Source organism: Ruegeria sp. CE6 (assembly GCF_056537485.1).
The window spans coordinates 275,794-302,386 of record NZ_JBQFRR010000003.1 but is presented as its reverse complement, the minus strand read 5'-3'; the positions used below and the strand labels follow the sequence as shown (position 1 = coordinate 302,386).

Sequence of the window (26,593 nt, the reverse complement as noted above, 5' to 3'; positions counted from 1 at the left end):
CCACCGATCCGCGAGGCCCGACCCATGACGCAGTTGCAGAAAGATCGCCCCTGGCTCATCCGTACATATGCCGGTCACTCAACGGCCAAAGCGTCAAATGCGCTTTATCGTGCGAACCTAGCCAAAGGTCAGACCGGCCTGTCCGTGGCCTTCGATCTGCCAACCCAAACAGGGTATGACAGCGATCACACTTTGGCGCGCGGCGAAGTTGGAAAAGTTGGGGTTCCGATCTGCCATCTGGGGGACATGCGGGTTCTGTTCGATCAAATTCCGCTGGAACAGATGAATACCTCGATGACGATCAATGCGACTGCTCCTTGGCTTTTGGCGCTTTATATCGCAGTTGCCGAGGAACAGGGCGCGGATGTCTCGAAATTGCAGGGGACCGTCCAGAACGACCTGATCAAGGAATACCTGAGCCGCGGCACTTATGTGTGCCCACCAAAGCCATCGCTGAAGATGATCGCGGACGTGGCCGAATATTGCTACGATAACGTGCCCAAATGGAACCCGATGAATGTGTGTTCGTACCACCTGCAAGAAGCAGGCGCGACGCCTGAGCAAGAGCTGGCCTATGCTCTGGCGACTGCCATTGCAGTGCTGGACGAACTTCGCCCGCGCGTTCCGGCTGAAGACTTCCCGGCACTCTGCGGGCGGATTTCGTTTTTTGTGAATGCGGGCATCCGGTTTGTCACCGAAATGTGCAAAATGCGCGCCTTTGTGGATCTTTGGGACGAAATTCTGCAGCAGCGCTATGGCATTGAAGACCCCAAGTTCCGCCGATTCCGTTATGGCGTTCAGGTAAACTCGCTGGGGCTGACCGAACAGCAGCCGGAAAACAACGTTTATCGCATACTGATTGAAATGCTTGCGGTGACGCTATCCAAACGTGCCCGCGCACGTGCGGTGCAGTTGCCTGCATGGAACGAAGCGCTCGGCCTGCCTCGTCCCTGGGATCAGCAATGGTCGATGAGGATGCAACAAATCCTCGCCTATGAAACCGATCTGCTGGAATATGGCGATTTGTTCGACGGCAATCCGGTTGTCGACGCCAAAGTCGAAGAACTTAAAAATGGCGCACGAGCCGAATTGGCTAATCTCGAATCGATGGGCGGCGCGGTAGCCTCGATCGAATACATGAAATCGCGGCTGGTCGAGTCCAATGCCGAGCGCCTGAACCGTATTGAACGCAATGAAACCGTTGTCGTTGGCGTAAACAAATGGACCGAGGGCGAAGCCTCACCTTTGCAGACCGAGGATGGCGGCATCATGGTCGTCGACCCGGCGGTTGAACAGGAACAAATCGGGCGCTTGAACGACTGGCGTGCGGATCGGGATGACGCAGCAGTGGCCGCGGCGCTGCAAGCATTGCGCGAAGCAGCGCGATCCGGTGCCAACGTGATGGCACCTTCAATCGCTGCGGCCAAGGCCGGTGTCACAACTGGCGAATGGGCCGAGGAAATGCGCAAGGCCTACGGTACATATCGTGGACCAACCGGCGTCTCGGGATCTGTTTCGAACAAAACCGAAGGTCTGGAAGACTTGCGCGCAGCCGTAGATGCGGTAAGCGACCGTCTGGGGCGCAGGCTGAAGTTTCTTGTTGGCAAACCTGGTCTGGACGGACACTCGAACGGAGCCGAACAGATCGCCTTCCGCGCACGCGACTGTGGCATGGACATCAGTTACGAAGGTATTCGTCTTACGCCCGAAGAAATCGTAACTGCGGCACAAGAAGACAAAGCGCATGTGATTGGTCTATCGATCCTCTCTGGCAGCCACCTGCCTTTGGTGAAGGACGTGATGACGCGGCTGAAAGCAGCAGGGCTAAGCGATATTCCCGTCATTGTAGGTGGGATCATCCCCGATGAGGACGCGGATCAATTGCGTTCCATGGGTGTATCGAAAATCTATACGCCGAAAAATTTCGAATTGAATGCAATCATGGGCGATATCGTCACATTGGTTGACCCAACGGAAATTGCGGCTGAATAGAAAAGCATATTACAGAAATCTCCATTTCTATTTCCGGTAAAATGGGAATAGATAGGTTCGGGTTTATTCAATTTCCCCTGCAATAAGTAGGGGAATAGCCGAAATGGAGAAGATTATGGCAATCGATCTTGAAAAAATGTCGCGCAAAGAACTGCTCGAATTGCGCAATCGGGTCGAAAAGGCGCTAAAAACCGCCGAAGTGCGTGAGCGAAAAGAAGCGTTGAAAGCCGCCGAAAAGGCGGCGGCGGAATATGGGTTTTCGTTGTCTGAATTGTCAGGAGACAGCGCTAAATCGGTAAAATCATCTAAAGCGAAGTATCAAAATCCGAACAATCCGTCGCAAACCTGGACCGGGCGGGGCCGCAAACCGCAGTGGGTTCATGACGCCATAAAAGCCGGTACCGATATTACTGATCTGGAAATCTGATCGGGGGCAAGTGGCAAAATGACTATCCATATTGGAGCCCAAAAAGGCGAGATTGCCGAAACCGTTCTTTTGCCCGGCGACCCGTATCGTGCAAAATGGGCGGCCGAAACGTTTCTTGAAGACGTAAAGCTGGTAAACGAAGTGCGTGGCATGCTGGGGTTCACCGGCACCTGGAAAGGAAATCGTGTTACCATTCAGGGTAGTGGCATGGGGATGCCGTCTCTGTCGATCTACGTGAACGAATTGATCCGTGACTACGGCGCCAAAACTTTGATCCGGATCGGGTCCTGTGGCGGGATGCAAGACAGTGTGAATGTGCGTGATGTTATTCTGGCGATGACGTCGACCACACTCAGCACCCCTTCGCGCGGGATCATGAGAGAAATGAACTTCGCCCCTTGCGCGGATTGGGGTCTTTTGCAGTCTGCAGCATTGGCTGCACAAGCCAAAGGTACGCCAACCCATGTTGGCGGCATCTATTCATCCGATGTCTTTTATGACGAACGCCCGGACCTGAACGAACAAATGGTTCGGCACGGTATTTTGGGTGTCGAGATGGAAGCGGCAGAGCTTTACATCCTTGCCGCGCGTCACAAATGCCGCGCATTGGCGGTACTGACAGTCTCGGACCACCTGTTGACCGGCGAAGCCCTGCCCTCCTCGGACCGAGAAAGCAGTTTTGGCGACATGGTCGAAATCGCGCTGCAGGCGGCGTTCCCGGACAGCTGAATTGCGCGATATCTAGCGCCCGTGCGTGCGGTCATATCCGTTGCGCGCGGGGCTGCGCCATCCCTCAAGCGCACCTTCAGCCGGGGCAAAGGTTTCTACCAGCAGGGGATAACAGGCTGCGGTATCCGATGAATGCTCGGACGAGCAATCACCGCCCGGGCACGCGCTTAGATTTCCCAGCAGGTCAATCTCGGCGAAAAACTCAAGATAGTCTCCCGGACGGACAGGTGAGGCTTTCATGAAATACTGCCCGGTATCACGCGTGAAACCGGTGCACATGAACACGTTCAATACATCATGTACCGCAGGCTCGGCTTCGGCCAAAGAGACGCCCAAATGATCCGCCAGCGCGCGTGTCAGATTCGAATGGCAACAGTGATGGTACTGGGATCCAGCTAGCAGATTACCGGTATAGGGATCACATCGGGTCCCGATCACATCGTGCACCGACCCGCCGAAATCATCGATTCCGTACCACCCCAGCGTATCTGCAATGATTGTCGCCATCGGTCGCATATGTGGAAAGCTCGACCACATGCGCTCACCCACGGTGATATGTGTGCCATGCAACGCGCGCGTCTTGCCGGAATAGAACCGCTCGGAAAGGTCGTTGAGGTTCCACAGGTTTAGATCGCCAACTTGCGATCCTTCAACAGAAGTGATCCTAAAGAAATGCCCTGCAGGCACCTCAAAGCATCGCGCATCTCGCGGTGGCACCAACACCTCACCCGTTTTGTGCGCTGTATCACGCCCAGTTTGATAGAGCCCTAGATCGGGTTTTGGTAGCCCTTCATTCGGGTAGCAAATAACGGGCGCAATCGCGCGGCGCGCATCTGCATCCATGGGTGGGCGGGGAGTATTCCGAGATTCTGACATGGGCCGAGAGTGGCGCAGTTCGGCCCGGTGGGAAACCCCCAACAGCAGCTATTGTCCTTTCAGACACTGTGTGGGCTCAACATCAGATTTTGACACCGCGCCACAGTAAGCACAGCGCCACTGGCCCTCGCTTCGATGTTGCCGCCACCTGCAGTCGCGCGTCAGAGACGACGTGCGGGACCGCCAGAAAAAATAGGCAAAAACGCCAGCGGCGAGCAGAAGCAATAGAACGGGCATAGCTCTGCATTGCCTATTGTGTCGTAATTTTCAAGCCCGCGCGACACGGTCAGGCCGCGTTCGCATATTCAAACAATTCTGGTGTTTCGTCTTTGGCCGGAACTTTGGGCTCGGGCGTATAATAGGCCCAGGCTTGCTCCAGAAATTCCAACGCTTTGGCCGCGTCGTGTTTTTGGTTTTGCATGTTCATCGGAGTGACCTCTTTTCGAACTCATCACTCCTCCCTGCGCCAACTTTAGATCCGCGCTCGTACAAGCGCATCGCATAGTTTTGCAGAGGCGGCATGCACTTGCCGCAACCCGGCAAGTGCTTTGTTTTGGTGCGTGATCAGACCGCGCGGTCCACCATCATCTTCTTGATTTCTGCAATCGCTTTGGCCGGATTCAGACCCTTGGGACAGGTCTTGGCGCAGTTCATGATGGTGTGGCAGCGATACAGCTTGAAAGGATCTTCCAGCTCGTCCAAACGCTCACCGGTGGCCTCATCCCGACTGTCGATGATCCAGCGGTAAGCATGCAACAGCGCGGCAGGGCCGAGATAGCGGTCGCCGTTCCACCAGTAGCTGGGGCACGAGGTCGAGCAACTGGCACACATCACACATTCATAGAGACCATCCAATTTCTTGCGGTCTTCGATGGATTGCTTCCACTCTTTTGCCGGACGATTGGTCTTAGTCTCCAACCACGGCATGATCGAGGCGTGTTGGGCGTAGAAATGAGTCAGATCAGGGATCAGGTCCTTGACCACCGGCATATGGGGCAGCGGGTAGATCTTCACGTCGCCCTTGATCTCATCCATCCCATAGATACAGGCCAGCGTGTTAATCCCGTCGATGTTCATCGCGCAGGACCCGCAGATGCCTTCGCGGCACGAACGGCGGAAGGTCAGAGTCGGATCGATCTCATTCTTGATCTTGATCAGAGCGTCCAGAACCATCGGGCCGCAAGTATCCATATCGACGAAATAAGTATCGACGCGCGGGTTCTGGCCATCATCCGGGTTCCAGCGATAGATCTGGAATTTGCGCACATTGGTCGCGCCGTCGGGCTTGGGCCAGGTTTTACCGGTGGTGATCCGGGAATTCTTGGGGAGGGTCAGTTGTACCATGGGTTCCTCTCCTTAGAACGTCCGCGCCTTGGGCGCGATTCTTTTCATGCTGATGCCGCCCTCGTCTTCGGTCGTCAGCGGATCAACGATAACCGGACGGTAGCTAAGCTCTACTTTATTGCCATCGACACGGCTGACCGTGTGGACGCGCCAGTTCTCATCGTCACGCTCGGTGAAATCTTCATGGGCGTGTGCACCGCGGGATTCCTTACGCGCTTCGGCACCAACGATGGTGGCGAGCGCGCTTGGCATCAGGTTGGTAAGCTCGAGCGTCTCCATCAGATCGCTGTTCCAGACCAACGATCTGTCAGAAACCTTCAGGTCGTCCATCTTGGCAGCGATCGCGGTCATCTTCTCGACGCCCTCAGCCATGGTCTTCGAGGTGCGGAAAACCGCCGCGTCCTCTTGCATGGTGCGCTGCATCTCAAGCCGCAGATCTGCGGTTGGAATTGCGCCGCTGGCGTTGCGCGCCGCATCGAATCTGTCAAACGCCTTATCGACAGAGGCCTGGTTCAGAACCGGGTTCGATGCGTCGGCATCCACAACTTTGCCCGCCCGGATCGCCGCTGCGCGGCCAAAGACCACGAGGTCGATCAGCGAGTTTGAACCAAGACGGTTTGCCCCGTGAACCGAGGCACACCCGGCCTCGCCCACAGCCATCAGGCCAGGGACCACGGCGGTCGGGTTGTCGGCTGTCGGGTTCAGAACTTCACCCCAATAGTTCGTCGGGATACCGCCCATGTTATAGTGCACGGTCGGCAGAACCGGAATCGCTTCCTTGGTAACGTCAACACCGGCAAAGACGCGCGCAGATTCTGAAATGCCCGGTAGGCGTTCCGCCAAAGCTTCGGCTGGCAAATGGCTGAGGTTCAGATGGATGTGATCGCCGTTGTCACCATGTCCACGCCCTTCGCGAATTTCCATGGTCATTGAACGGCTAACGTAGTCGCGCGGCGCGAGGTCTTTGTACTGGGGCGCATAGCGCTCCATGAACCGCTCGCCTTCCGAGTTGGTCAGGTATCCGCCTTCACCACGTGCACCTTCAGTGATCAGGCACCCCGATCCGTAGATGCCGGTTGGGTGGAACTGAACAAATTCCATATCCTGCAGTGCAAGACCCGCGCGGGCCACCATACCACCACCGTCGCCGGTGCAGGTATGTGCCGAGGTTGCACTGAAATAGGCGCGGCCATAGCCGCCGGTCGCCAGAACAACCATCTTGGCGTTGAAGACGTGCATCGTGCCGTCGTCCAACTTCCAGCACACGACACCCTGACACTGTCCGTCCTCAGACATTATCAGATCAATGGCGAAATACTCGATGTAGAACTCAGCGTTGTTCTTCAGCGACTGACCATACAGCGTGTGCAGGATCGCATGACCGGTCCGGTCGGCGGCCGCACAGGTCCGCTGCACAGCGGGGCCTTCGCCAAATTCGGTGGTGTGGCCACCAAATGGGCGCTGATAGATCTTGCCTTCTTCGGTCCGGCTGAATGGCACTCCGTAGTGTTCTAGCTCATATACAGCTTTGGGTGCTTCACGCGCGAGGTATTCCATCGCATCGGTGTCACCCAGCCAGTCCGAGCCCTTGACGGTGTCATACATGTGCCACTGCCAATGGTCTGGCCCCATATTCGACAAGGACGCCGCAATGCCGCCTTGGGCGGCCACTGTGTGTGACCGGGTCGGGAATACCTTCGTCACGCAAGCGGTGCGCAAACCCTGCTCGGCCATGCCCAATGTTGCACGCAGACCCGCGCCACCGGCACCGACAACCACCACGTCATATTCGTGGGTTTCGTATTCATATGCTGCTGTCATTGTTCTTGTTCCTCACTGCGCATATCCGAGAGCCAGACGCGCGAGCGCAAAGAGACCCGCAGCAATCAGTGTGTATGCAAAAGCCTGCGCTGCCATCAGCGCCAGCTTTTCCGCGACGCCATGCACGTAGTCCTCAATCGCTTCCTGGGCTTCGCGCAACAAATGCGGGACGACAACAACCAGTGTCAGACCCATGATAATCGCCGGGAACGGGCGGCTGTAATAGGCCAGAGCCTCTTCGTAGGTTCCACCCAAAGCGTGCCCGAAGGTAAATACAAACAGCGGAACAAGGATGACCAATGCCGCCGAGCTGAGCATCATTTGCCAGTGGTGATGTGTACCTGCACGTCCGGCCCCCATGCCCTGCGCGCGTTTACGGTCTGTGAGAAACTGCATCGCGAACCTCCCCTTAAAGCGCTACGGCTGTGATCAGAGCCAGAACAGTTGCCAGCACGAACATGCCAATGCCCATCTTCTCGGACACTTCAACATTCACGCAATATCCCAGATCCCAGATGACGTGCCGCAAACGGCCCAGCATGTGATAGAAAATGGCCCAAGCCGCGCCAAACATGATCAGATCACCCAGGAAACTGGTCATCAATCCATTGATCAGCTCAAAGGCGCTTTCCGATGTGGCCGCAGCAAGTAACCACCAGACGACCAACAAAGCCAAACCAAAAGACGCAAGACCCGTGATGCGCACCATAATCGAAGATATGGACGTCATCTGTGGACGATAGATCGTCAAATGTGGAGAAAGCGGGCGGTTGCCTCGATTTACATCGGCCATGTTGGCTCCTTTTCGGTTGGCTACCGAACGTTTTACTGTTTTTTACGACTCTGTCACGCGCTGCAGGTGCAAAATCCAGTAAATTTAACGCAAAATCGCTGATAAGCCGCGTTTGTGATCACACAAAATATTCTCGTGATCACAAATCACATTCGATACCGCCAATGTTAGCGTTTTCAATGAAAAAGCAATGTGATCACGAATCTATTATTGGAGCGGCGTCAGCCCTGCAGTCTGCTGTGTCACCTCGCGTAAAAGCTTCTTGCGAATACGTTCGGGATAATCCGCGAAGCCTGCTGCAGAGACGACAAAGGCCCCCTCGCCAACGATGACGTTCTCGAAGAAATAGGCTGTCAGATCGGGTTCACTTTCTTCAATCGCGATCGCGTTCACCGTGATGCCGCGATCCCGCAGTTTGGCGTGGATGGTCGACGGCTCGATTCCTTCATTCGAAATTCCGTCGCCCGAAAGATCAATAAGATGCCTTTCGCATTCGGGCACGTCGTCAAAGCTGGCAACCGTCATATCGAGCGCCTCACCTATCGCAGTTGAGAAGTTACGCCAGACACGAGGGTCAGCTGCGACCAGATCAGCAAAACTGTCCAGGGTGCTAAAACTATCGATCCGGGTCCAGGGGATCGTGATCCTCTGGCGAGAACTGCCTGTCCATTGCACAAGCATCAGCCGAGCCTGTCCGCGCACCAAGGCCTCGGATACGATAGGGTCCCGCAGACCTGCGGCAAGACCGTCCATTTGGATACGATATTCCTCGGAATCAACCGAGCCTGAAACGTCTACGGCCAAGGCCAGAGCCAAATCACAAGCATAGGCCTGAGATGCCAGATACAGGCTGGCGGCGAGCGCACGAAACATCATCATGCGCCAAGCGTAGCATGGATTTCGCGGACCGTGATCACTTGAATGTCAGCCGCCAGAAGGCATTGGCTACATCGGCATAAGAGCCCAATAATCCAAATCTAGCAGAACGTTAGGAAGATATCTCCCCTCGTCATTGCGCAGAACGAAGGGCTCGCCGCCTTTGGTCGCAACCAAGCGCAAGCGGATGGCACCGATTCCGGGAGTTCCAGTCTCGGCCTTGTCCAAAACCTCGGACCAGGCTTTGATCGTATCGCCCGAGAAACAAGGGTTGGCGTGGGCACCGCCGTTCAGACCAACGATCATCTGCGCATTCGCCAGGCCATTAAACGACAAGGCACGCGCCATTGAGATAACGTGGCCGCCATAGATCAGCCGCCCCTCTGGACGGAAGGTGAGGTCGAAATGCACTTTGGCGGTGTTCTGCCACAGGCGGGTGGCCAGCATGTGCTCGGCCTCTTCGACGGTCACGCCATCGACGTGATCGATCGTTTCTTCCGTGTTGTACGCATCCCAGCGGTGGTTTTCGCCGGATTGTACAAAATTATATTTCGAGAAATCGAGCCCCTGCGGTACCGCCAGATCGCTGACATCAAGCGCCTTTTTCAGATTGGGCACCACCGTCTCAGGTGCAGGCGCATCGAGGTTTGATTTGCGCACCATGACCCAGCGAACATACTCGATCACCACTTCGTCGCGTTGGTTCAGCCCGCGGGTGCGGACCCAGACGACACCGGTTTTGCCGTTTGAGTTTTGCTTGAGGCCGATCACCTCGGATTCGGCGCGCAAGGTATCGCCGGGATAGACCGGTTTCAGCCAGCGACCCTCGGCATAGCCCAGATTGGCGACCGCGTTCAGCGAGATATCGGGAACCGTTTTGCCGAATACCACATGGAACGCCGCCAGATCATCAATCGGGCTTTGCGGCAGGCCACAATTCCGGGCGAACTCATCCGAGGAATAGAGCGCATGTCGTGCAGGGTAGAGCGCGTGGTACAACGCGCGCTCGCCTTCGGTCACCGTGCGCGGCACGGCGTGATGCAGGACCTGCCCGACTGAATAATCCTCGAAAAAGTTACCCGGATTGGTTTTTGCCATTATTGCTGTCCCAGTTTCATGTCGGGGGTGTAATCAGCGGCGACCTCTTTGGTCACAGCCTGCGCGCAACGCATCACGTTATTTGCGGCGTCAAAGGCATAGGACGGGTCGCCATAAAGCTCCCATCCCTTTGCCAACGCGTCCGAGACCTTGTGGCAGAAGGCTGATGTGTCTTCCTCGGTCAACAAACGATAAAGTTTCGCCATTGATTAGGCCCCTTATCCACCAAACGGAGACGGACCAACCAGCCCGTGAATATAGCCCACAACGCCCAGCAGAACGATGGAGCCCACAAAGAACATGGCATCTTTGCCGTATGTGCCGGGTTCGCCCGGCGCCCAGTCTGGTTCGGATTTGTTGATCACGATCACTTCGACAATTGCCCAGGCCAGCAAGCCACCAAACAGGATGATCGAGGCCAGATCACCGTTCACCAACAGGTGCGCAAATGCCCAGAGTTTAAAGCCAACCAGCATGGGGTGACGGACCTTGTTCAACAGGCGACCTTTGGTTCCCGCAGGGCTGGCCAGATAGAACGCGATCAACACCAGCAGGTTGTTGACGTGAATCAGAAAGGTTGGCGGCGCCCAGACATATATGAAATCGGTCATGCGATAACCGAAGATCATCAACAATACCGAGGCCACCAAGGCGAGCGCCACGACGCCCTTGCCCGCGTCGCCCATGGCGGCACGTGGTTCCGGCATCGCGCGCTTAAAAAGATGTGCGGCCCACCAAAGTGCCACACCAAGGATCAGAAGAACAAAGCCCATACTGGCTTACCCCGCTTGCAAAGCTACTATCGCCTCTGCTTTTGCCAGAGTTTCGCGGGCAGTTACAACGTGTAGGTTTTCAACAATCTTGCCATCGACAACGGCGACCCCCTGCCCCTGCGACTCGGTTTCCTCGAAAGCGGCAATCTGACGGCGAGCCAGATCAATCTCATCCTCGGAAGGGGCAAAGGCGGAGTTTGCGATGTCGACCTGGGCCGGGTGGATCAGGGTTTTGCCATCAAAGCCCATGTCGCGGCCCTGGGCACACTCGGTGGCCAGACCGTCGGTGTCCTTGAAGGCATTGTAGACGCCATCGACGATGATCAGCCCCTCTGCCTTGGCCGCCAACAGGCACAGGCCAAGCGAGGTCATCATCGGCAAACGGTCGGGGCGGAAGCGCGTCTGCAGCTCTTTCGCAAGATCGTTGGTCCCCATGACAAAGCCTGCCATCAGCGGATGTGCGGCAATTTCGGCTGCGTTCAGCATCCCGCGCGGCGTCTCCATCATCGCCCAGATCGGCAGGTCTCCGGTGATTGAGGTCAGCGCATCCACATCCGCAGCAGAACTCACCTTTGGCAACAGAACGGCATCTGCATCCATCTCGCGCACGGCTTTGGCATCCGCGCGCCCCCATTCGGTATCAAGCCCGTTGATCCGCACGATCTTGACCCGAGCGCCATAGCCTCCGGCGGCCAAAGCCGCCTTGAGGGTCTCGCGCGCGTTCTCTTTCTCATCAGCCGCAACCGCGTCTTCAAGATCAAAGATGATGGCGTCCACCGGCAATGTGCGGGCCTTATCAAGCGCGCGTTCACGCGAGCCGGGGATGTATAGTACCGAGCGATAGGGGCGTTGGCGCGGGTCCACTGGACTCTCCCATTGAAATAATGTTGCGCGGAATGGGGCATTTTTTGACGGAAAGTTCAAGAACAAAATCGCCGCAGCGCAGCATTTCCTGCGCTGCGCAACGTGCGTTGCCTTAACGCGATGTCCTTTTGCCTACGGCACGCTGCTTTGAGGCAGAGCTTGAAAGGGGTGACCAATGAAAACGATTATGCTGAAAATGACGATTGGCTTGGGCATCATGGTACTGGCAGCGCAACAAGTCAGCGCACAGAATTGTGCGCCACGCGAAGACGTGATCAAGCGATTAACAAAGTCATATGGCGAAACCCGACGAGGCATCGGCATTGCGCGTCAGGGAGCGGTGATGGAGGTTTTTGCCTCGGACCAAACCGGCAGCTGGACCATTGTTGTGACCTTGCCGGAAGGTGTGACCTGCCTGATCGCCTCGGGCCAGTCTTATGAAACACTGGCCGAAACGCTGCCGCCCAACACCTAAATCAGCGCATCCCAGATCAGTTTGCTTCCCGTCAGGGTCAGCAAGACATAGGCAATGTTGAAAAACAATCGCTCGGAGAGCATGAAATGCGCCCGGACGCCCAGCCAGGCCCCGAGGATCGCAAACGGGGTCAGCAACAGGTCTGCCAAGGCTGTGTGCCAAGTGAAGAGGCCCAGATAGGCGAAGGGCACGAATTTGACGGCGTTGATTACCCAGAAGACCAGCACGGTCGAGGCTTGAAATTCGGTTTTCGTCAGGCGTTGTGACAGCAGGTACACGGCGGCGGGTGGGCCGCCCGCATGGCTGACAAAGCTGGTGAATCCGGCGATCAGCCCGGCAAACAGGCCCGCCGATGGAGGCAACCGGTTGGCAAAGCCCCGCACCCAGCCTCTGGTCTGGGCAACGTGCCAGATCACAAAACCGACCGATATTCCGCCAATCAACAGACGTAGCAGATCGTCATCCGTCGCACGATAAAGCCACGCGCCCAGCGCGATACCGGGTACTGCGCCCAACATCAGAAGGCGCGAATCCGGCCAGCTCCAGCGTTTCCAATACGGCTTTAACGTCGCCAGATCGATCACCATCAGGATCGGCAGCATTAGCGCTAGCGCCTGTCCTGGCGTCAGTATCAGAGCCAGAATCGACGAAGATGCAAACGCCACTCCCGAGCCGAACCCACCTTTCGAGATGCCCGCGAAGATCACCGCCGGGATCGCCACTGTAAAAAACATCAGGTTCATCTCGAACATCAGGCACCCCGGAAATATGCATGATTCACAGGCGGTTTAGCGCAATCGGCGGGGTGGGTGCAAACGGTATGCGGTGGCATGCCGCGCCGCAGAAGGCTTGCGTGACGCCGCTTTTGCGACTAGCACAACCGCGATTTCAAAACCGACCGGAGATATTCCAAATGGCCAGACCCAAGATCGCGCTGATCGGCGCAGGTCAGATCGGCGGCACGCTCGCCCACCTCGCTGCAATGAAAGAACTTGGTGACGTCGTGCTGTTCGACATCGCCGAAGGCACCCCGGAAGGAAAGGCGCTGGACATCGCCGAATCCGGCCCCTCGGAAGGCTTCGACGCCAAACTGAAGGGCACCCAGTCCTATGAGGATATCGCCGGTGCCGACGTCTGCATCGTCACCGCTGGTGTGCCGCGCAAGCCGGGCATGAGCCGCGACGACCTGCTGGGCATCAACCTGAAGGTCATGAAATCGGTCGGTGAAGGCATCGCCGCAAACGCTCCGGATGCGTTCGTCATCTGCATCACCAACCCGCTGGACGCGATGGTTTGGGCGCTGCGTGAATTCTCGGGCCTGCCGCACAACAAAGTCTGCGGCATGGCGGGCGTTCTGGACTCGGGCCGTTTCGCACACTTCTTGTCGGAAGAGTTCAATGTGTCCATGCGCGACGTCACCGCCTTTGTTCTGGGCGGCCATGGCGACACGATGGTGCCTTCGGTGCGCTACTCGACCGTTGCCGGTATCCCGCTGCCCGATCTGGTTGAGATGGGCTGGACCACGCAGGAAAAACTGGACGCCATCGTTCAGCGCACCCGTGACGGCGGCGCAGAAATCGTTGGCCTGCTGAAGACCGGCTCGGCTTTCTATGCACCAGCGACTTCGGCGATCGAAATGGCCGAAGCCTACCTGAAAGACCAGAAACGCGTTCTGCCCTGTGCTGCCTATTGCAACGGCGAACTGGGTGTCGACGGCATGTATGTCGGCGTGCCTACCGTAATCGGTGCAGGTGGCATCGAGCGCGTCGTCGACATCAAGCTGAACGAAGAAGAACAGGCCGGTTTCGACAATTCGGTCAATGCCGTTAAGGGCCTGATCGAAGCATGCAAGGGCATCGACCGCTCGCTGGCCTAAGTCACGAACCCTAGAACCAATGAACCGGCCCTCTTCACGGGCCGGTTTTCTTTTACACGGTGCCAAGCTGGCTAAAAGATGTTCGCGCAAACGTCGCAAAACTCATCTATGAATGTGTTTTGTGGGCATGATCCCGGATCATCGAATCAATTTCCACGCCCCGCAATTTTTGTGATCACACCCCAAAAACCTGTGATCACAAATACTGAAAATCTTCGACAATTTCCCGTGACCCGTCAAAAAACTCTTTAATTTTGGCGCTTAGACACCCCTATAACGGTGTAATCGTAGTCAGACGGGACAATTTCGATGAACATTCACGAATATCAAGCCAAAGCGCTTCTTCGCAGCTATGGCGCTCCGGTCTCCGATGGTCGCGCAGTTCTGCGCGCCGAGGAAGCCAAAACCGCAGCCGGTGAATTGGACGGGCCGCTTTGGGTCGTCAAGGCGCAAATCCACGCGGGTGGTCGCGGCAAGGGTTCCTTTAAAGAGGCCGACGCCGGTGAAAAAGGCGGTGTCCGTCTGACCAAATCGGTGGAAGAAGCCGCCGAAGAAGCCAAAAAGATGCTGGGCCGCACGCTGGTCACCCATCAGACCGGCCCCGCAGGCAAGCAGGTGAACCGCATCTACATCGAAGCCGGTTCGGGCATCGAACGTGAACTTTACCTGGCCCTGCTGGTGGACCGCCAGACCAGCCGTATCTCATTCGTATGCTCGACCGAAGGCGGCATGGACATCGAAGAGGTGGCCGCTGCGACGCCTGAGAAAATCCTGTCCTTCTCGGTTGATCCCGCCACTGGTTATCAGCCCTATCACGGCCGCCGCATCGCGTTCTCGTTGGGACTGGAAGGCGCGCAGGTCAAACAATGCGTCAAGCTGATGAACCAGCTCTACAATGCCTTCGTCGAGAAGGACATGGAGATGCTGGAGATCAACCCGCTGATCGTCTCGGACAAGGGCGACCTGAAAGTACTGGACGCAAAAGTCGGCTTTGATGGTAACGCGGTATACCGCCACCCGGATATTGCCGAGTTGCGCGACACGACCGAGGAAGACCCCAAGGAACTGGAAGCGTCCAAATACGACCTGAACTACATCGCGCTGGACGGTGAGATCGGCTGCATGGTCAACGGTGCCGGTCTTGCGATGGCCACGATGGACATCATCAAGCTTTACGGTGCCGAGCCTGCCAACTTCCTGGATGTGGGCGGTGGCGCGACCAAAGAGAAAGTAACCGAGGCGTTCAAGATCATCACCTCGGACCCCAACGTCAAAGGCATTCTGGTCAACATCTTCGGCGGCATCATGCGCTGTGATGTGATTGCCGAGGGCGTCGTTGCCGCGGTGAAAGAGGTGGGCCTGCAGGTCCCGCTGGTCGTGCGTCTGGAAGGCACGAATGTCGAGAAGGGCAAAGAGATCATCAACACCTCGGGCCTCGATGTGATCGCAGCGGACAATCTGAAAGACGGTGCCGAGAAAATCGTGAAGGCCGTCAAAGGCTGAGTGTCATCCCGTAGGGTGGGCTTCAGCCCGCCTTTCCCAAGATTTTGGCGGGCAGAAGCCTGCCGTATAAAGGAGAACGCCAGATGGCAGTCCTCATCGACGAAAATACCAAAGTGATCTGTCAGGGCTTTACCGGCTCGCAGGGCACATTCCACAGCGAACAGGCCATCGCCTATGGCACCAAGATGGTCGGCGGCGTGACCCCCGGCAAAGGCGGGATGACACATCTTGACCTGCCCGTGTTCAACTCGGTCCACGAGGCCAAGCATGTGACCGAAGCCAATGCCAGCGTGATCTACGTGCCGCCGCCGTTTGCAGCGGATTCGATCCTCGAGGCGATTGATGCCGAGATGGAAGTGATCGTCTGCATCACTGAAGGCATCCCCGTTCTGGACATGATGAAGGTGAAGCGTGCGCTGGAAGGGTCGAACTCGCGCCTGATCGGCCCGAACTGCCCCGGTGTCATCACGCCCGACGCCTGCAAGATCGGCATCATGCCCGGCCACATCCACAAGCGCGGCTCGGTCGGTGTTGTGTCTCGTTCGGGTACCCTGACTTATGAGGCCGTCAAACAGACCACCGATGTGGGTCTGGGCCAGTCCACCTGCGTGGGCATCGGCGGCGACCCGATCAAAGGGACCGAGCATATCGACGTGCTGGAATGGTTCCTGGCGGATGACGAAACCGAGTCGATCATCATGATCGGTGAAATCGGTGGCTCGGCCGAGGAAGAAGCTGCACAGTTCCTGGCGGATGAGGCCAAGAAAGGCCGCAAGAAGCCCACGGCAGGGTTCATCGCGGGCCGCACGGCCCCTCCTGGCCGCCGCATGGGCCACGCGGGCGCCATCGTCGCCGGCGGCAAAGGCGGCGCCGAGGACAAGATCGAAGCCATGCGCTCGGCTGGTATCGTCGTGGCCGAAAGCCCGGCGCAGCTGGGTGAGGCTGTGCTGGAAGCCATCGGTTGACCAGAATTTGACTGCTTTGGGAGGAGCGGTAAACATGACTTTCGGCGAAGCCATTAAAACCTGTTTCTCCAAGTTTTTCACCTTTTCGGGCCGTGCCTCGCGGCCCGAATACTGGTTTTTTTTCCTGTTCATCGTGATCTGGAGCATCATCGCCGGGATCATCGACTGGCAGTTCTTCACTCAGGTCGCAGTGACTGAAACCGAAACATCCAAATCCGTCACGGCCACCTCAACAGGCCCGGTCCAAAGCATCGTCAGCCTGATTGTCTTCTTCCCGCATCTGGCCGTTGCATGGCGGCGGATGCATGATACCGGGCGCAGCGGGCTTTATGCTCTGCTGCCGATCCTGCTGATACTTGGTGCGCTTGCCGTCCTGATCTTTGGCATCGGCCTTGCCAGCCAGTTCCATGGCGGCACGTTGGATATCCTGTTCACCCGCGCAACTCTTCTTATTGTCATTCCGACACTTCTTGTCCTGTTTGTGTCGCCCCTCCTAGTTCTGTGGTGGCTGACCCGCCCCAGCGAACCAGGCACCAACCAATACGGTCCCAACCCATATGAGGTAGCCCAATGACCGAACACTCGCCCAACACCGCCTTTCATGCCTCAAGCTTCATGCAGGGGCATAATGCCGAATATCTGGAGCAGCTTTATGCCCAGTACACCAAGAACCCCGGTGCGGTCGACGCAGCCTGGGTCGAGTTCTTCAAGGCCATGGGCGATGACGCGCCGGATGTGCAGCGCGAGGCCGAGGGGCCTTCGTGGGCACGCAGCGATTGGCCTCCGATGCCTGCGGATGATCTGACCGGTGCGTTGACTGGCGAGTGGGCCGAGATCGACGCCAAAGCAGCGGGCAACAAAATCAAGGACAAGGCGGCGGCCAAGGGTGTTGAGGTCAGTGATGACCAGATCAAGCGCGCGGTGCTGGACAGCCTGCGGGCGCTGATGCTGATCAGGGCCTATCGTATCCGGGGCCATCTGGCAGCTGATCTGGACCCGCTGGGCATGCGCGCCGCCAGTACGCATCCCGAGCTGGACCCGAAGACTTACGGGTTCACCGATGCTGACATGGATCGACCGATCTTTATTGACAACGTGCTGGGCCTGCAGATGGCCAGCATGCGCCAAATCGTCGAGATCGTGAAGAGGACCTATTGCGGCACCTTCGCGCTGCAATACATGCATATCTCGAACCCGGAAGAGGCCGCGTGGCTGAAGGAACGCATCGAGGGGTTCGGTAAGGAAATCGCCTTCACCAAGGAAGGCCGCAAGGCGATCCTGAACAAGATGGTCGAGGCCGAGGGTTTCGAGAAATTCCTGCATGTGAAATACATGGGCACCAAGCGGTTTGGTCTGGACGGTGGCGAGGCACTGATCCCCGCGATGGAACAGATCATCAAGCGCGGCGGCGCCTTGGGCCTCAGCGATATCGTCATCGGTATGCCACACCGGGGTCGTCTGAACATTCTGGCCAATGTGATGGGCAAGCCCTATCGCGCGATCTTCAACGAGTTTCAGGGCGGCAGCTTCAAGCCCGAAGACGTGGATGGATCAGGCGACGTGAAATATCACCTCGGCGCGTCAAGCGACCGAGAGTTCGATGGCAATAGCGTTCACCTGTCGCTGACCGCAAACCCCTCGCACCTTGAGGCAGTGAACCCGGTGGTTCTGGGTAAGGTCCGCGCCAAGCAGGACCAGTTGAACGACGAAGACCGCACCAAGGTGATGGGCATCCTCCTGCACGGTGATGCGGCCTTTGCCGGTCAGGGTGTTGTCGCCGAAGGCTTCGGCCTGTCGGGTCTGAAAGGGCACAAGACCGGCGGCACCATGCATATCGTGGTAAACAACCAGATCGGCTTTACCACCGCGCCACATTTCAGCCGTTCCAGCCCTTATCCAACGGATATCGCGCTGATGGTTGAAGCTCCCATCTTCCACGTGAATGGCGACGACCCCGAGGCGGTGGTGCATGCCGCCAAGGTGGCGACCGAGTTCCGCCAGAAGTTCCACAAGGACGTGGTGCTGGATATCTTCTGCTACCGCCGGTTTGGTCATAACGAGGGTGACGAACCCATGTTCACCAACCCGATCATGTACAAGAAGATCAAGACGCATAAGACCACGTTGTCGTTGTATACCGAGCGCCTTGTCAGGGACGGGCTTATCCCCGAAGGCGAGATTGAAGACATGAAGGCGGCCTTTCAGGCACATCTGAATGAAGAGTTCGATGCCGGGAAAGACTACAAGCCAAACAAAGCCGACTGGCTGGATGGGCGCTGGTCGCATCTGGACAAGCACAAAGACGAATACATGCGCGGTGAAACCGCAATTACACCAGAGACGCTGGCCGAGATCGGCACCGCTCTGACCAGCGCCCCCGAAGGTTTTGCGATGCACAAAACCGTGGGCCGGTTGCTGGACCACAAGAAACAGATGTTCGAAAACGGAACCGGCTTTGACTGGGCAACGGGCGAGGCTCTGGCGTTTGGCTCTCTGCTGACTGAAGGCTACCCCGTACGTTTGGCCGGACAGGACGCGACGCGTGGCACATTCAGCCAACGCCATTCCGGATTTGTCCATCAGGAAACCGAGGAACGGTATTACCCGCTGAACAATATCCGCAAAGGCCAATCACATTATGACGTGATTGACTCGATGCTGTCCGAATACGCGGTGCTTGGGTTCGAATATGGCTATTCACTGGCCGAGCCCAACGCGCTTGTTCTCTGGGAGGCACAGTTTGGCGATTTCGCCAACGGGGCGCAGATCATGTTCGATCAGTTCATCAGTTCGGGTGAATCGAAGTGGCTGCGGATGTCTGGTCTGGTCACGCTGCTGCCACATGGGTTCGAAGGGCAAGGCCCAGAACACTCATCTGCACGGCTTGAGCGGTTTCTGCAAATGTGCGGTCAGGACAACTGGATCGTGGCGAACTGCACAACGCCTGCGAACTATTTCCACATCCTGCGCCGTCAATTGCACCGGACCTTCCGCAAGCCGCTTATCCTGGTGACGCCAAAGTCGCTGCTGCGCCATAAGCTGGCGGTCAGCAAGGCCGAGGAATTCACCACAGGCTCGAGCTTCCATAGGGTGCTGTGGGATGATGCTCAACAGGGCAACTCGGACACTAAACTGGTGGCAGATGACAAGATCAAGCGGGTCGTCATGTGCTCGGGCAAGGTCTATTTTGATCTGCTTGAGGAACGCGATGCGCGCGGCATCGACGACATCTACTTAATGCGGATCGAGCAATACTATCCTTTCCCCGCGCATTCGCTGATCAACGAGCTTGAGCGCTTCAAGGGGGCCGAGATGGTCTGGTGTCAGGAAGAACCCAAGAACCAGGGGGCTTGGACCTTTATTGAGCCCAATATCGAATGGGTTCTGACCCGCATTGGCGCAAAACACACTCGTCCGGTCTATGCCGGTCGCGCAACTTCGGCCTCGCCCGCGACGGGTCTGGCCAGCCAACACAAAGCCCAACAAGAAGCGCTGGTGAACGAAGCGCTGAGCATTGAAGGAAAGTAAACGATGACGATTGAAGTTCGTGTTCCCACGCTGGGCGAGTCTGTCACCGAAGCCACCGTTGCGACTTGGTTCAAAAAACCCGGCGATGCAGTCGCCGTAGATGAGATGCTATGTGAACTTGAGACCGACAAGGTCACGGTCGAGGTGCCCTCACCCGCTGCTGGCGTGATGGGCGAGATCGTTGCAGCCGAAGGTGAGACCGTGGGCGTCGATGCCCTGCTTGCCACGATAGCGGCGGGCGAAGGGGCTGCGCCTGCTCCGGCAGCGGCGGCCCCGGCCCCGGCGGCAGCGGCACCCGCAGCATCAGACGGCAGTGTAGATGTGATGGTGCCGACATTGGGTGAATCCGTCACCGAGGCTACAGTCTCGACATGGTTCAAACAGGTCGGCGACAGCGTTGCACAGGATGAAATGCTGTGCGAACTGGAAACCGACAAGGTCTCGGTCGAGGTCCCTGCCCCGGCGGCAGGCGTTCTGGCTGAAATCGTTGCGCCTGAAGGCAGCACGGTCGATGCTTCTGCCAAATTGGCGGTGATCTCGGGCGCAGCCGCAGGTGCGGCAGCGGCTCCGGTGGCGGCCGTCGCCGCTCCGGCTGCAGCCAGCACAGGTAAAGACGTGTCCAACGCTCCATCGGCTGAGAAAGCGATGGCCGAAGCTGGTCTGTCTGCGGATCAGGTCACTGGCACCGGACGCGATGGTCGTATCATGAAAGAAGACGTGGCAAAGGCAGTTGCAGCAGCTACGGCCCCAGCGCCTGCGGCAGCTGTGCCCGCCCCCGCTGCCCAAGCTCCGCGCGCGCCTGTGGCTGCCGAGGATGCGAGCCGCGAAGAGCGCGTGCGCATGACCCGTCTGCGCCAGACCATCGCCAAGCGCCTGAAAGACGCGCAGAACACCGCCGCGATCCTGACCACCTATAACGAGGTGGACATGACTGAGGTGATGGCCCTGCGCAACCAGTACAAGGACCAGTTCGAGAAGAAGCATGGCGTACGTCTGGGCTTTATGTCCTTTTTCACCAAGGCCTGCTGTCATGCGCTGAAAGAAGTGCCCGAAGTGAATGCCGAGATCGACGGCAATGACATCGTCTACAAGAACTTCGTGCATATGGGTGTGGCCGCAGGTACGCCGCAAGGGCTGGTGGTTCCAGTCATCCGGGATGCGGACTCGATGTCTTTCGCAGCGATCGAGAAAGCCATCGCCGAAAAGGGCAAGCGCGCCCGTGATGGTAAACTCTCGATGGCGGAAATGCAGGGCGGCACGTTCACGATCTCGAACGGAGGCGTCTACGGCTCGCTGATGTCTTCACCGATCCTGAACCCGCCGCAATCGGGCATTCTGGGCATGCACAAGATCCAGGATCGTCCCATGGTCATCAATGGTGAGATCAAAATCCGCCCGATGATGTATCTGGCGCTGTCCTATGATCACCGTATTGTGGACGGCAAGGGTGCTGTGACATTCCTTGTCCGCGTAAAAGAGGCGCTGGAAGACCCGCGCCGTCTGCTGATGGATCTTTAAGATGGCGACTCATGTACTGTGGCAAGCCGATGTGGCCGATTTCGATGCCTGGCTGAAAGTGTTCCGCGAGGATCAACCGATGCGCAAGGCCGCGGGTATCCGCGACCTGCATGTCTGGCGCGATCCAGATCAGCGGGATCATGCGATAGCGATGTTCGAGGTTATGAATCTGGATAAGGCCAAAGCCTTTTTTGGGTCCGAAGAACTGGCGATGCACCATGAACGCGGCGGCATTGCGCATATATCAATCAAGCTGCTGGAACCCGTTTGAAATATAGGTACCCGACCCGCCATACCGGATCGGGACGCTGCCGGATCACCCGGTCGATTTAGGAGAATGTAATGGCAAATTATGACGTCATCGTAATCGGCGCCGGACCCGGCGGCTATGTCTGCGCCATCCGTTGCGCCCAACTGGGCCTTAAAACCGCAGTTGTCGAGGGGCGCGAGACGCTGGGTGGGACTTGCCTGAACGTGGGCTGCATCCCCTCGAAAGCATTGTTACATGCCAGCCATCAGTTGCACGAGGCCGAACACAACTTTGCAAAGATGGGTCTGAAGGGGAAGTCACCTTCGGTCGATTGGAAGCAGATGCAGGCCTACAAGGACGAGGTGATCGATGGCAACACCAAGGGCATCGAGTTTCTGTTCAAGAAGAACAAGATCGACTGGCTTAAAGGCTGGGGCTCGATCCCCGCTGCGGGCAAGGTCAAGGTTGGCGATGAGGTACATGAGGCCAAGAACATCATCATCGCATCGGGCTCTGAGCCGTCGGCGCTGCCTGGCGTCGAGGTTGACGAAAAGGTCGTGGTGACTTCGACCGGCGCGTTGTCTCTGGGCAAAGTTCCCAAGAAAATGATTGTGATCGGTGCCGGTGTGATCGGGCTTGAATTGGGCTCGGTCTACAGCCGTTTGGGCGCAGAGGTGACGGTGATCGAATTCCTCAAGGAAATCACGCCGGGTATGGACCCCGAGGTTCAGAAGACTTTCCAGCGCATCCTGAAGAAACAGGGTTTGAAATTCGTCATGGGCGCTGCGGTGCAAAAGACCGAAGCCACCAAGACCAAAGCCAAGGTAACGTACAAGCTGCTCAAGGATGACAGCGAGCACGTCATCGATGCTGATACCGTACTGGTGGCCACCGGGCGCAAGCCATATTCGGATGGGCTGGGGCTGGACGCTTTGGGCGTCGAGATGACCCCGCGCGGCCAGATCAAGGTCGGTAGTGATTGGCAGACCAACGTGCCGGGCATCTACGCCATCGGCGACGTGACCGAAGGCCCGATGCTGGCCCACAAGGCTGAAGACGAGGGCATGGCCGCAGCCGAGCAGGTTGCAGGCAAGCATGGTCATGTGAACTATGGTGTCATTCCTGGGGTCATCTACACTTGGCCCGAAGTGGCCAATGTGGGTGAGACCGAAGCGACACTCAAAGAACAGGGCCGCGCCTACAAGGTCGGCAAGTTCATGTTCATGGGCAATGGCCGGGCCAAGGCGAATTTCGCAGCCGACGGGTTCGTTAAGATTCTGGCAGACAAAGAAACCGATCGCATTCTGGGCGCGCATATCATCGGCCCCGCGGCCGGAGACCTGATCCACGAGGTTTGCGTCGCCATGGAATTCGGCGCATCAGCCGAAGATCTGGCCCTGACCTGTCACGCTCACCCGACCTATTCCGAAGCAGTGCGCGAGGCGGCGCTCGCCTGTGGTGACGGGCCAATTCATAGCTGACCCAACCTGAGCAGGTCCGCTACCTAGTCCCCTTGAGCGGCACCCCGTGTCGCTCAAAACCATTTGCGGCAGGTGATCAGACGCGGTTTACTGACTCCATTGCTTTTGGAAAGGAAGTCAGATGAGCGTCAGTTTACAGGTGATCTATCCCATAGGTACAGAAACACATTTCGATTTCGACTATTATGTCGACACACATCTTCCGCTTGTCGGCGAGCACATGGGGTCACATATCGAACGTACGGTCGTAACCAAAGGCATTGCGGGAGGCCCGGATGAGGCGGCGGGTCACTACGCGATCGCAACGATCATATTTGAAGATCAGGACGCCATGAACGACGCTATGTCCAAGGCGGGACCTGTCCTGGCCGATCTGCCAAATTTCACCAATGTCAATCCGCAGATGCTGATCGGTGAGGTGATCGGCTGAATCAGAGCCATCCTTGACTACCACATGGTTTTAGCGGCGCGGGCACCCCATTCCTGATCATATTGTGCGCCGCCTTCTTCTCCTGACGTCATCTCCGAGAGGATCTCGCCGACGGTTGGCAGCCCATCGGATTCATCCCGCCCGCTCCATGTTTGCGCGCGCATCAAGGCGCGGGCACATTGGGTGTAGATTTCGGAAATTTCGATCACGATGACGGTCGCGGGGCGCTTCCCGTTTTTCTCGAACCGGGCGCGCAGGGCTTCATCAGCAGTCAGTTGAGCGTTCCCATTTACCCGAACCACATTGTTCGAACCGGGCACCATGAACAACAATGAGACGCGTGGATCGAGTACGATATTTCGCAGGGAATCCAAGCGGTTGTTTCCCCGCCAATCCGGCAGTGCCAGGGTGCCTTGGTCCAGTTCCAACACAACTGGCCCTTCATCTCCACGCGGGCTGCCATCGACACCTTCGGAGCCGACGGTGCTGAGGATACACAAGCGTGAGGCCATAATCCATTTGCGGTAGAGCGGTGTTAGCCGCCGCGCCACTTTGCGGATCGAGGCTGCTCCGGGCGTGCCATACAGAGCCTCAAGGGCAGTGATATCCTTAACGAATTCCATCCGGGTCAAACCCCACTTCTCTCATCAATTCGTTCGAGCGTGTCTCAATCACGTTTTCCAGCTGCTCAAGAAAGGCATTCCGCGCAACGCCGGGTTCAATCGGATTAAGGAAATCGACAATCGCGGTGCCTGGCTTGCGCATGACACCGGTTCTGGGCCAGAAGACGCCCGCATTGGTGGCAACTGGCACGCACGGGAACCCGAGCCCTTCATACAGAACCGCCGTTCCAACCTTGTAAGGCTTGTGTACCCCTGGCGCGACGCGCGTACCTTGCGGGTAGATCACCAACTGACCGGGTTCGCTGAACTCGCGCGCAACATCCTTGACCATTTTGGCAACCGCCGCCCCTCGTTTTCCGCGATTGACCGGGATACATCCCAGACGGCGCGCATACATGCCAATGACCGGCGTCCACAGAAGCTCTCGCTTCATGATGAACTTGCCGTGCGGGATGGCGTCGAAGATTATGATGATGTCCAGAAACGACTGGTGCTTGGCGCCGATCACAACCTCGCCATGTGGGACTTCCCCGCGCACTTCGCAGCGAATACCAACCATCCAGCGGGCCAACCACTTGGTTGTGCGCGCATAGGTTTTGCATGCTCGCAATGCGCCACGCTTGGCGAACAGCGCATAGGGGGCAAAGACAAGCCCCAGCACCAGCATCCAGGCATAGATGGTGATCATAAAGATCAGCGACCGGACCCATTGAATAGCCATGAACATCACGAAAGCTCCTTCAACTTGCGCTGCGCGGCTGACCATGTGGCCAGAAACGCAACGGCCGCGCCCAATACCGGGATCAGCACGGGCAGGATCCAACCGATACCCTGAAACCCAAGGCCAGTGAGAAAACCACCCGCATCCGAGGCTTCGGGGAGCAACAATACACCCGTCATACCCAGCAAAGTGCCAACTGCTGCTCCAAACAGCGCCCGGAACGTAAAGCGGCGCACGAACGCTCCGGCGATGAACCGGTCCCGCGCGCCGACCTGACGCAGAACCTCGATTATCTGCGCGTTGGCGGCAAGCGAGGCGTTGGCGGCAAGCGTGATCATAGCGGCAGTGGCGCCACCGATCAGCAGGATCGAAATCCAGCCCAGACGCCGCAGTGAATTGGCCGCATCAACCAATGGCTCGCGCCAGCGAGTGTGATCATCCAGCACTGCGCCCGGCACCTCAGCCCCTAGCCGCAGCCGCAGGCCAGCCGCATCAAGACCCGGCTCACCTTCGATAATCTCTATCAGCTGCGGGATTGGTAAAGTGTCCAGAGGCAAGTCCGGTCCGAACCAGGGTGACAGCAGTGTGGCCTGCTCTTCGCTCGTCAACGCGCGAGCCGAAGCCACACCCGGCGTTTGCTGGAGGACATTCAAAGCAGCCTCGGTTTGCGCCGCACGTTGATCTGCAGGGGCATTGATCCGCAAGGTCGCTGCCCCCGCCAACTCTGAAGCCCAACGATCCGCCACACGGCCCGAGGCTAACGAAAGAGCCAGCGCAAACACCGCCAGAAAGGCCATTGCGCCAGACACGAACAGGGTCAATTGCGCCGTAAAGCCCGTGGGTGGCACCACCCGGTCGGCGCGGCTGTCACGGCGCAGCAAATTGCGGATCGTGCCCTTGCTCATAGATCCGCCCCCGCAAGCTGCACCCGGCGCTGCGCGATACGCAGTACGCGAGCCTGAACCTGGCTTTTGGCGGCGCGGATCAGGCTTAGGTCATGGGTGGCGATCAGCACGGTTTTTCCCATCCTGTTCAATTCGACCAACAGGCGCAGAAGTCGTTGCGACATCTCCCAGTCCACATTGCCGGTGGGTTCATCCGCAAGCACCACATCGGGCGATAGGATGACTGCGCGGGCCAATGCGGCACGCTGGCGTTCGCCCCCCGATAGTTCAGGCGGGTGCGCCTCAAGCCTGCTGCCAAGCCCGACCCAGCCAAGCAGTTCGGTCAGATCGTCCTGCTGCCCATTTTCAGAGCGCCCCGAGACCATCAGCGGCAACGCGACATTCTCGGCCAGCGTCATGTGATCCAAAAATCGGCAATCCTGATGCACCACGCCAATTCGGCGGCGCAGCAGCGCCATCTGATCACGGTCCATGCGGGCGATATCCTCGCCAAAGGCCATCAACCTGCCCGAGGTTGGCAACAACGCGCCATAACAGAGTTTCAGCAATGTGGTCTTGCCCACACCCGAAGGCCCGGTCAGAAAGTGGAACGATCCGGGCTGCAATTGCAGCGAAACATCGCTCAGCAACTCACCACCGCCGTAGGTATAGCTGATATTCTCCAGCTCGATCACGCCTGCCCCCTTTGTTCTGCTCACCTCTTGCCCGAGCGCAGCGGTGGATTC

Annotated in this window: 29 protein-coding genes; 13 read left to right on the top strand and 16 right to left on the bottom strand. The window is 57.6% G+C overall.

Annotation, left to right across the window (positions count from 1 at the left end; all coding sequences use genetic code 11):
* Positions 1-24 precede the first annotated feature (24 nt).
* The 3 genes from ACR0DK_RS15460 (at position 25) to deoD (ending at position 3,148) form a co-directional block, all read left to right on the top strand.
* Complete coding sequence (locus tag ACR0DK_RS15460) at positions 25-1,992, top strand: protein meaA (RefSeq protein ID WP_170626168.1); 1,968 nt, start codon at positions 25-27, stop codon at positions 1,990-1,992.
* A 115-nt stretch (positions 1,993-2,107) separates the two neighbouring features.
* Entirely contained in the window at positions 2,108-2,419 is a 312-nt protein-coding gene (locus ACR0DK_RS15455) for an H-NS histone family protein (RefSeq protein ID WP_170395811.1), read from the top strand.
* A gap of 18 nt (positions 2,420-2,437) precedes the next feature.
* Positions 2,438-3,148: a purine-nucleoside phosphorylase gene (gene deoD / locus ACR0DK_RS15450; protein WP_170395810.1), complete on the top strand. Its 711-nt coding sequence runs from the start codon at positions 2,438-2,440 to the stop codon at positions 3,146-3,148.
* Between the two features lie 12 nt (positions 3,149-3,160).
* Here the strand turns inward: deoD and ACR0DK_RS15445 are convergent, their stop codons facing one another.
* The 11 genes from ACR0DK_RS15445 to ACR0DK_RS15395 form a co-directional block, all read right to left on the bottom strand.
* Complete coding sequence (locus ACR0DK_RS15445; RefSeq protein WP_170636871.1) at positions 3,161-4,024, bottom strand: DUF1989 domain-containing protein; 864 nt, start codon at positions 4,022-4,024, stop codon at positions 3,161-3,163.
* 286 nt (positions 4,025-4,310) lie between these two features.
* Positions 4,311-4,451, bottom strand: coding sequence for a hypothetical protein (locus tag ACR0DK_RS15440; RefSeq protein ID WP_170395806.1), 141 nt, complete (start codon positions 4,449-4,451; stop codon positions 4,311-4,313).
* A gap of 137 nt (positions 4,452-4,588) precedes the next feature.
* Positions 4,589-5,368 carry a succinate dehydrogenase iron-sulfur subunit gene (locus tag ACR0DK_RS15435; RefSeq protein WP_170408332.1) on the bottom strand — a complete coding sequence of 260 codons (780 nt, stop codon included), beginning with the start codon at positions 5,366-5,368 and terminating at the stop codon, positions 4,589-4,591.
* 12 nt (positions 5,369-5,380) lie between these two features.
* On the bottom strand, positions 5,381-7,189 hold the full coding sequence (sdhA, locus tag ACR0DK_RS15430) for a succinate dehydrogenase flavoprotein subunit (protein WP_480736941.1): 1,809 nt from the start codon (positions 7,187-7,189) through the stop codon (positions 5,381-5,383).
* Positions 7,190-7,201: 12 nt separating this feature from the next.
* Positions 7,202-7,585 carry a succinate dehydrogenase, hydrophobic membrane anchor protein gene (locus ACR0DK_RS15425; protein WP_170395800.1) on the bottom strand — a complete coding sequence of 128 codons (384 nt, stop codon included), beginning with the start codon at positions 7,583-7,585 and terminating at the stop codon, positions 7,202-7,204.
* A gap of 13 nt (positions 7,586-7,598) precedes the next feature.
* Positions 7,599-7,982 carry a succinate dehydrogenase, cytochrome b556 subunit gene (sdhC, locus tag ACR0DK_RS15420; protein WP_170395798.1) on the bottom strand — a complete coding sequence of 128 codons (384 nt, stop codon included), beginning with the start codon at positions 7,980-7,982 and terminating at the stop codon, positions 7,599-7,601.
* A gap of 207 nt (positions 7,983-8,189) precedes the next feature.
* Positions 8,190-8,861 (bottom strand): DUF1194 domain-containing protein, encoded by a 672-nt coding sequence (locus ACR0DK_RS15415; protein ID WP_480571519.1) that lies wholly within the window; start codon positions 8,859-8,861, stop codon positions 8,190-8,192.
* A gap of 66 nt (positions 8,862-8,927) precedes the next feature.
* Positions 8,928-9,956 (bottom strand): MaoC family dehydratase, encoded by a 1,029-nt coding sequence (locus ACR0DK_RS15410; protein WP_480736938.1) that lies wholly within the window; start codon positions 9,954-9,956, stop codon positions 8,928-8,930.
* Positions 9,956-10,162 carry a DUF1737 domain-containing protein gene (locus ACR0DK_RS15405; RefSeq protein ID WP_170408336.1) on the bottom strand — a complete coding sequence of 69 codons (207 nt, stop codon included), beginning with the start codon at positions 10,160-10,162 and terminating at the stop codon, positions 9,956-9,958. Before ACR0DK_RS15405 ends, ACR0DK_RS15410 begins: the two co-directional genes overlap by 1 nt.
* A gap of 12 nt (positions 10,163-10,174) precedes the next feature.
* Positions 10,175-10,729 (bottom strand): NnrU family protein, encoded by a 555-nt coding sequence (locus ACR0DK_RS15400; protein WP_480736936.1) that lies wholly within the window; start codon positions 10,727-10,729, stop codon positions 10,175-10,177.
* Positions 10,730-10,735: 6 nt separating this feature from the next.
* The gene (locus tag ACR0DK_RS15395) at positions 10,736-11,593 is read right to left on the bottom strand and encodes an HpcH/HpaI aldolase/citrate lyase family protein (RefSeq protein ID WP_480736934.1); all 858 of its coding nucleotides are present in this window, start codon (positions 11,591-11,593) and stop codon (positions 10,736-10,738) included.
* Positions 11,594-11,768: 175 nt separating this feature from the next.
* Between ACR0DK_RS15395 and ACR0DK_RS15390 the strand changes: the two genes are divergently transcribed.
* Positions 11,769-12,068 carry a hypothetical protein gene (locus ACR0DK_RS15390; protein WP_170513929.1) on the top strand — a complete coding sequence of 100 codons (300 nt, stop codon included), beginning with the start codon at positions 11,769-11,771 and terminating at the stop codon, positions 12,066-12,068.
* Here the strand turns inward: ACR0DK_RS15390 and ACR0DK_RS15385 are convergent.
* Positions 12,065-12,820 (bottom strand): sulfite exporter TauE/SafE family protein, encoded by a 756-nt coding sequence (locus ACR0DK_RS15385; RefSeq protein WP_480736932.1) that lies wholly within the window; start codon positions 12,818-12,820, stop codon positions 12,065-12,067. The two genes, ACR0DK_RS15390 and ACR0DK_RS15385, sit on opposite strands and share 4 nt — an antisense overlap.
* A gap of 161 nt (positions 12,821-12,981) precedes the next feature.
* Between ACR0DK_RS15385 and mdh the strand changes: the two genes are divergently transcribed.
* From mdh to ACR0DK_RS15340, 9 genes are all read left to right on the top strand, one after another.
* Positions 12,982-13,944, top strand: a complete 963-nt coding sequence (gene mdh, locus ACR0DK_RS15380) for a malate dehydrogenase (protein ID WP_480736930.1) — start codon at positions 12,982-12,984, stop codon at positions 13,942-13,944.
* 309 nt (positions 13,945-14,253) lie between these two features.
* The gene (gene sucC, locus ACR0DK_RS15375) at positions 14,254-15,447 is read left to right on the top strand and encodes an ADP-forming succinate--CoA ligase subunit beta (RefSeq protein ID WP_170395786.1); all 1,194 of its coding nucleotides are present in this window, start codon (positions 14,254-14,256) and stop codon (positions 15,445-15,447) included.
* Between the two features lie 83 nt (positions 15,448-15,530).
* Complete coding sequence (sucD, locus tag ACR0DK_RS15370) at positions 15,531-16,412, top strand: succinate--CoA ligase subunit alpha (RefSeq protein WP_010443702.1); 882 nt, start codon at positions 15,531-15,533, stop codon at positions 16,410-16,412.
* Between the two features lie 34 nt (positions 16,413-16,446).
* Positions 16,447-16,986 (top strand): DUF805 domain-containing protein, encoded by a 540-nt coding sequence (locus ACR0DK_RS15365; protein ID WP_170408341.1) that lies wholly within the window; start codon positions 16,447-16,449, stop codon positions 16,984-16,986.
* Positions 16,983-19,940: a 2-oxoglutarate dehydrogenase E1 component gene (locus tag ACR0DK_RS15360; protein WP_170513076.1), complete on the top strand. Its 2,958-nt coding sequence runs from the start codon at positions 16,983-16,985 to the stop codon at positions 19,938-19,940. The genes ACR0DK_RS15365 and ACR0DK_RS15360 overlap by 4 nt, the downstream gene beginning before the upstream one ends.
* 3 nt (positions 19,941-19,943) lie before the next feature.
* Positions 19,944-21,458, top strand: coding sequence for a 2-oxoglutarate dehydrogenase complex dihydrolipoyllysine-residue succinyltransferase (gene odhB, locus ACR0DK_RS15355; protein WP_480736926.1), 1,515 nt, complete (start codon positions 19,944-19,946; stop codon positions 21,456-21,458).
* Position 21,459: 1 nt separating this feature from the next.
* Positions 21,460-21,729 (top strand): hypothetical protein, encoded by a 270-nt coding sequence (locus tag ACR0DK_RS15350; protein WP_170395780.1) that lies wholly within the window; start codon positions 21,460-21,462, stop codon positions 21,727-21,729.
* Positions 21,730-21,800: 71 nt separating this feature from the next.
* Entirely contained in the window at positions 21,801-23,189 is a 1,389-nt protein-coding gene (lpdA, locus tag ACR0DK_RS15345; RefSeq protein ID WP_170423709.1) for a dihydrolipoyl dehydrogenase, read from the top strand.
* Between the two features lie 121 nt (positions 23,190-23,310).
* Entirely contained in the window at positions 23,311-23,619 is a 309-nt protein-coding gene (locus ACR0DK_RS15340) for an EthD family reductase (RefSeq protein ID WP_480736923.1), read from the top strand.
* A gap of 17 nt (positions 23,620-23,636) precedes the next feature.
* Here the strand turns inward: ACR0DK_RS15340 and ACR0DK_RS15335 are convergent, their stop codons facing one another.
* Genes ACR0DK_RS15335 through ACR0DK_RS15320 form a run of 4 tightly spaced genes read right to left on the bottom strand, consistent with a single transcriptional unit; the run spans position 23,637 to position 26,542 of the window.
* On the bottom strand, positions 23,637-24,242 hold the full coding sequence (locus tag ACR0DK_RS15335) for a pyridoxamine 5'-phosphate oxidase family protein (RefSeq protein ID WP_170513907.1): 606 nt from the start codon (positions 24,240-24,242) through the stop codon (positions 23,637-23,639).
* Positions 24,229-24,969 carry a lysophospholipid acyltransferase family protein gene (locus tag ACR0DK_RS15330; RefSeq protein WP_170395772.1) on the bottom strand — a complete coding sequence of 247 codons (741 nt, stop codon included), beginning with the start codon at positions 24,967-24,969 and terminating at the stop codon, positions 24,229-24,231. The genes ACR0DK_RS15335 and ACR0DK_RS15330 overlap by 14 nt, the downstream gene beginning before the upstream one ends.
* Complete coding sequence (locus ACR0DK_RS15325; RefSeq protein ID WP_170408348.1) at positions 24,969-25,868, bottom strand: FtsX-like permease family protein; 900 nt, start codon at positions 25,866-25,868, stop codon at positions 24,969-24,971. The genes ACR0DK_RS15330 and ACR0DK_RS15325 overlap by 1 nt, the downstream gene beginning before the upstream one ends.
* On the bottom strand, positions 25,865-26,542 hold the full coding sequence (locus ACR0DK_RS15320; RefSeq protein ID WP_480737094.1) for a cell division ATP-binding protein FtsE: 678 nt from the start codon (positions 26,540-26,542) through the stop codon (positions 25,865-25,867). Before ACR0DK_RS15320 ends, ACR0DK_RS15325 begins: the two co-directional genes overlap by 4 nt.
* Positions 26,543-26,593: the final 51 nt, after the last annotated feature.

Bases quoted from the DNA above. Each gene is read 5' to 3' on its own strand.
- ACR0DK_RS15460 (WP_170626168.1), top strand. From the start codon at position 25: ATGACGCAGTTGCAGAAAGATCGCCCCTGGCTCATCCGTACATATGCC.
- ACR0DK_RS15455 (WP_170395811.1), top strand. From the start codon at position 2,108: ATGGCAATCGATCTTGAAAAAATGTCGCGCAAAGAACTGCTCGAATTG.
- deoD (WP_170395810.1), top strand. From the start codon at position 2,438: ATGACTATCCATATTGGAGCCCAAAAAGGCGAGATTGCCGAAACCGTT.
- ACR0DK_RS15445 (WP_170636871.1), bottom strand. From the start codon at position 4,024: ATGTCAGAATCTCGGAATACTCCCCGCCCACCCATGGATGCAGATGCG.
- ACR0DK_RS15440 (WP_170395806.1), bottom strand. From the start codon at position 4,451: ATGAACATGCAAAACCAAAAACACGACGCGGCCAAAGCGTTGGAATTT.
- ACR0DK_RS15435 (WP_170408332.1), bottom strand. From the start codon at position 5,368: ATGGTACAACTGACCCTCCCCAAGAATTCCCGGATCACCACCGGTAAA.
- sdhA (WP_480736941.1), bottom strand. From the start codon at position 7,189: ATGACAGCAGCATATGAATACGAAACCCACGAATATGACGTGGTGGTT.
- ACR0DK_RS15425 (WP_170395800.1), bottom strand. From the start codon at position 7,585: ATGCAGTTTCTCACAGACCGTAAACGCGCGCAGGGCATGGGGGCCGGA.
- sdhC (WP_170395798.1), bottom strand. From the start codon at position 7,982: ATGGCCGATGTAAATCGAGGCAACCGCCCGCTTTCTCCACATTTGACG.
- ACR0DK_RS15415 (WP_480571519.1), bottom strand. From the start codon at position 8,861: ATGATGATGTTTCGTGCGCTCGCCGCCAGCCTGTATCTGGCATCTCAG.
- ACR0DK_RS15410 (WP_480736938.1), bottom strand. From the start codon at position 9,956: ATGGCAAAAACCAATCCGGGTAACTTTTTCGAGGATTATTCAGTCGGG.
- ACR0DK_RS15405 (WP_170408336.1), bottom strand. From the start codon at position 10,162: ATGGCGAAACTTTATCGTTTGTTGACCGAGGAAGACACATCAGCCTTC.
- ACR0DK_RS15400 (WP_480736936.1), bottom strand. From the start codon at position 10,729: ATGGGCTTTGTTCTTCTGATCCTTGGTGTGGCACTTTGGTGGGCCGCA.
- ACR0DK_RS15390 (WP_170513929.1), top strand. From the start codon at position 11,769: ATGAAAACGATTATGCTGAAAATGACGATTGGCTTGGGCATCATGGTA.
- ACR0DK_RS15385 (WP_480736932.1), bottom strand. From the start codon at position 12,820: ATGTTCGAGATGAACCTGATGTTTTTTACAGTGGCGATCCCGGCGGTG.
- mdh (WP_480736930.1), top strand. From the start codon at position 12,982: ATGGCCAGACCCAAGATCGCGCTGATCGGCGCAGGTCAGATCGGCGGC.
- sucC (WP_170395786.1), top strand. From the start codon at position 14,254: ATGAACATTCACGAATATCAAGCCAAAGCGCTTCTTCGCAGCTATGGC.
- sucD (WP_010443702.1), top strand. From the start codon at position 15,531: ATGGCAGTCCTCATCGACGAAAATACCAAAGTGATCTGTCAGGGCTTT.
- ACR0DK_RS15365 (WP_170408341.1), top strand. From the start codon at position 16,447: ATGACTTTCGGCGAAGCCATTAAAACCTGTTTCTCCAAGTTTTTCACC.
- ACR0DK_RS15360 (WP_170513076.1), top strand. From the start codon at position 16,983: ATGACCGAACACTCGCCCAACACCGCCTTTCATGCCTCAAGCTTCATG.
- odhB (WP_480736926.1), top strand. From the start codon at position 19,944: ATGACGATTGAAGTTCGTGTTCCCACGCTGGGCGAGTCTGTCACCGAA.
- ACR0DK_RS15350 (WP_170395780.1), top strand. From the start codon at position 21,460: ATGGCGACTCATGTACTGTGGCAAGCCGATGTGGCCGATTTCGATGCC.
- lpdA (WP_170423709.1), top strand. From the start codon at position 21,801: ATGGCAAATTATGACGTCATCGTAATCGGCGCCGGACCCGGCGGCTAT.
- ACR0DK_RS15340 (WP_480736923.1), top strand. From the start codon at position 23,311: ATGAGCGTCAGTTTACAGGTGATCTATCCCATAGGTACAGAAACACAT.
- ACR0DK_RS15335 (WP_170513907.1), bottom strand. From the start codon at position 24,242: ATGGAATTCGTTAAGGATATCACTGCCCTTGAGGCTCTGTATGGCACG.
- ACR0DK_RS15330 (WP_170395772.1), bottom strand. From the start codon at position 24,969: ATGTTCATGGCTATTCAATGGGTCCGGTCGCTGATCTTTATGATCACC.
- ACR0DK_RS15325 (WP_170408348.1), bottom strand. From the start codon at position 25,868: ATGAGCAAGGGCACGATCCGCAATTTGCTGCGCCGTGACAGCCGCGCC.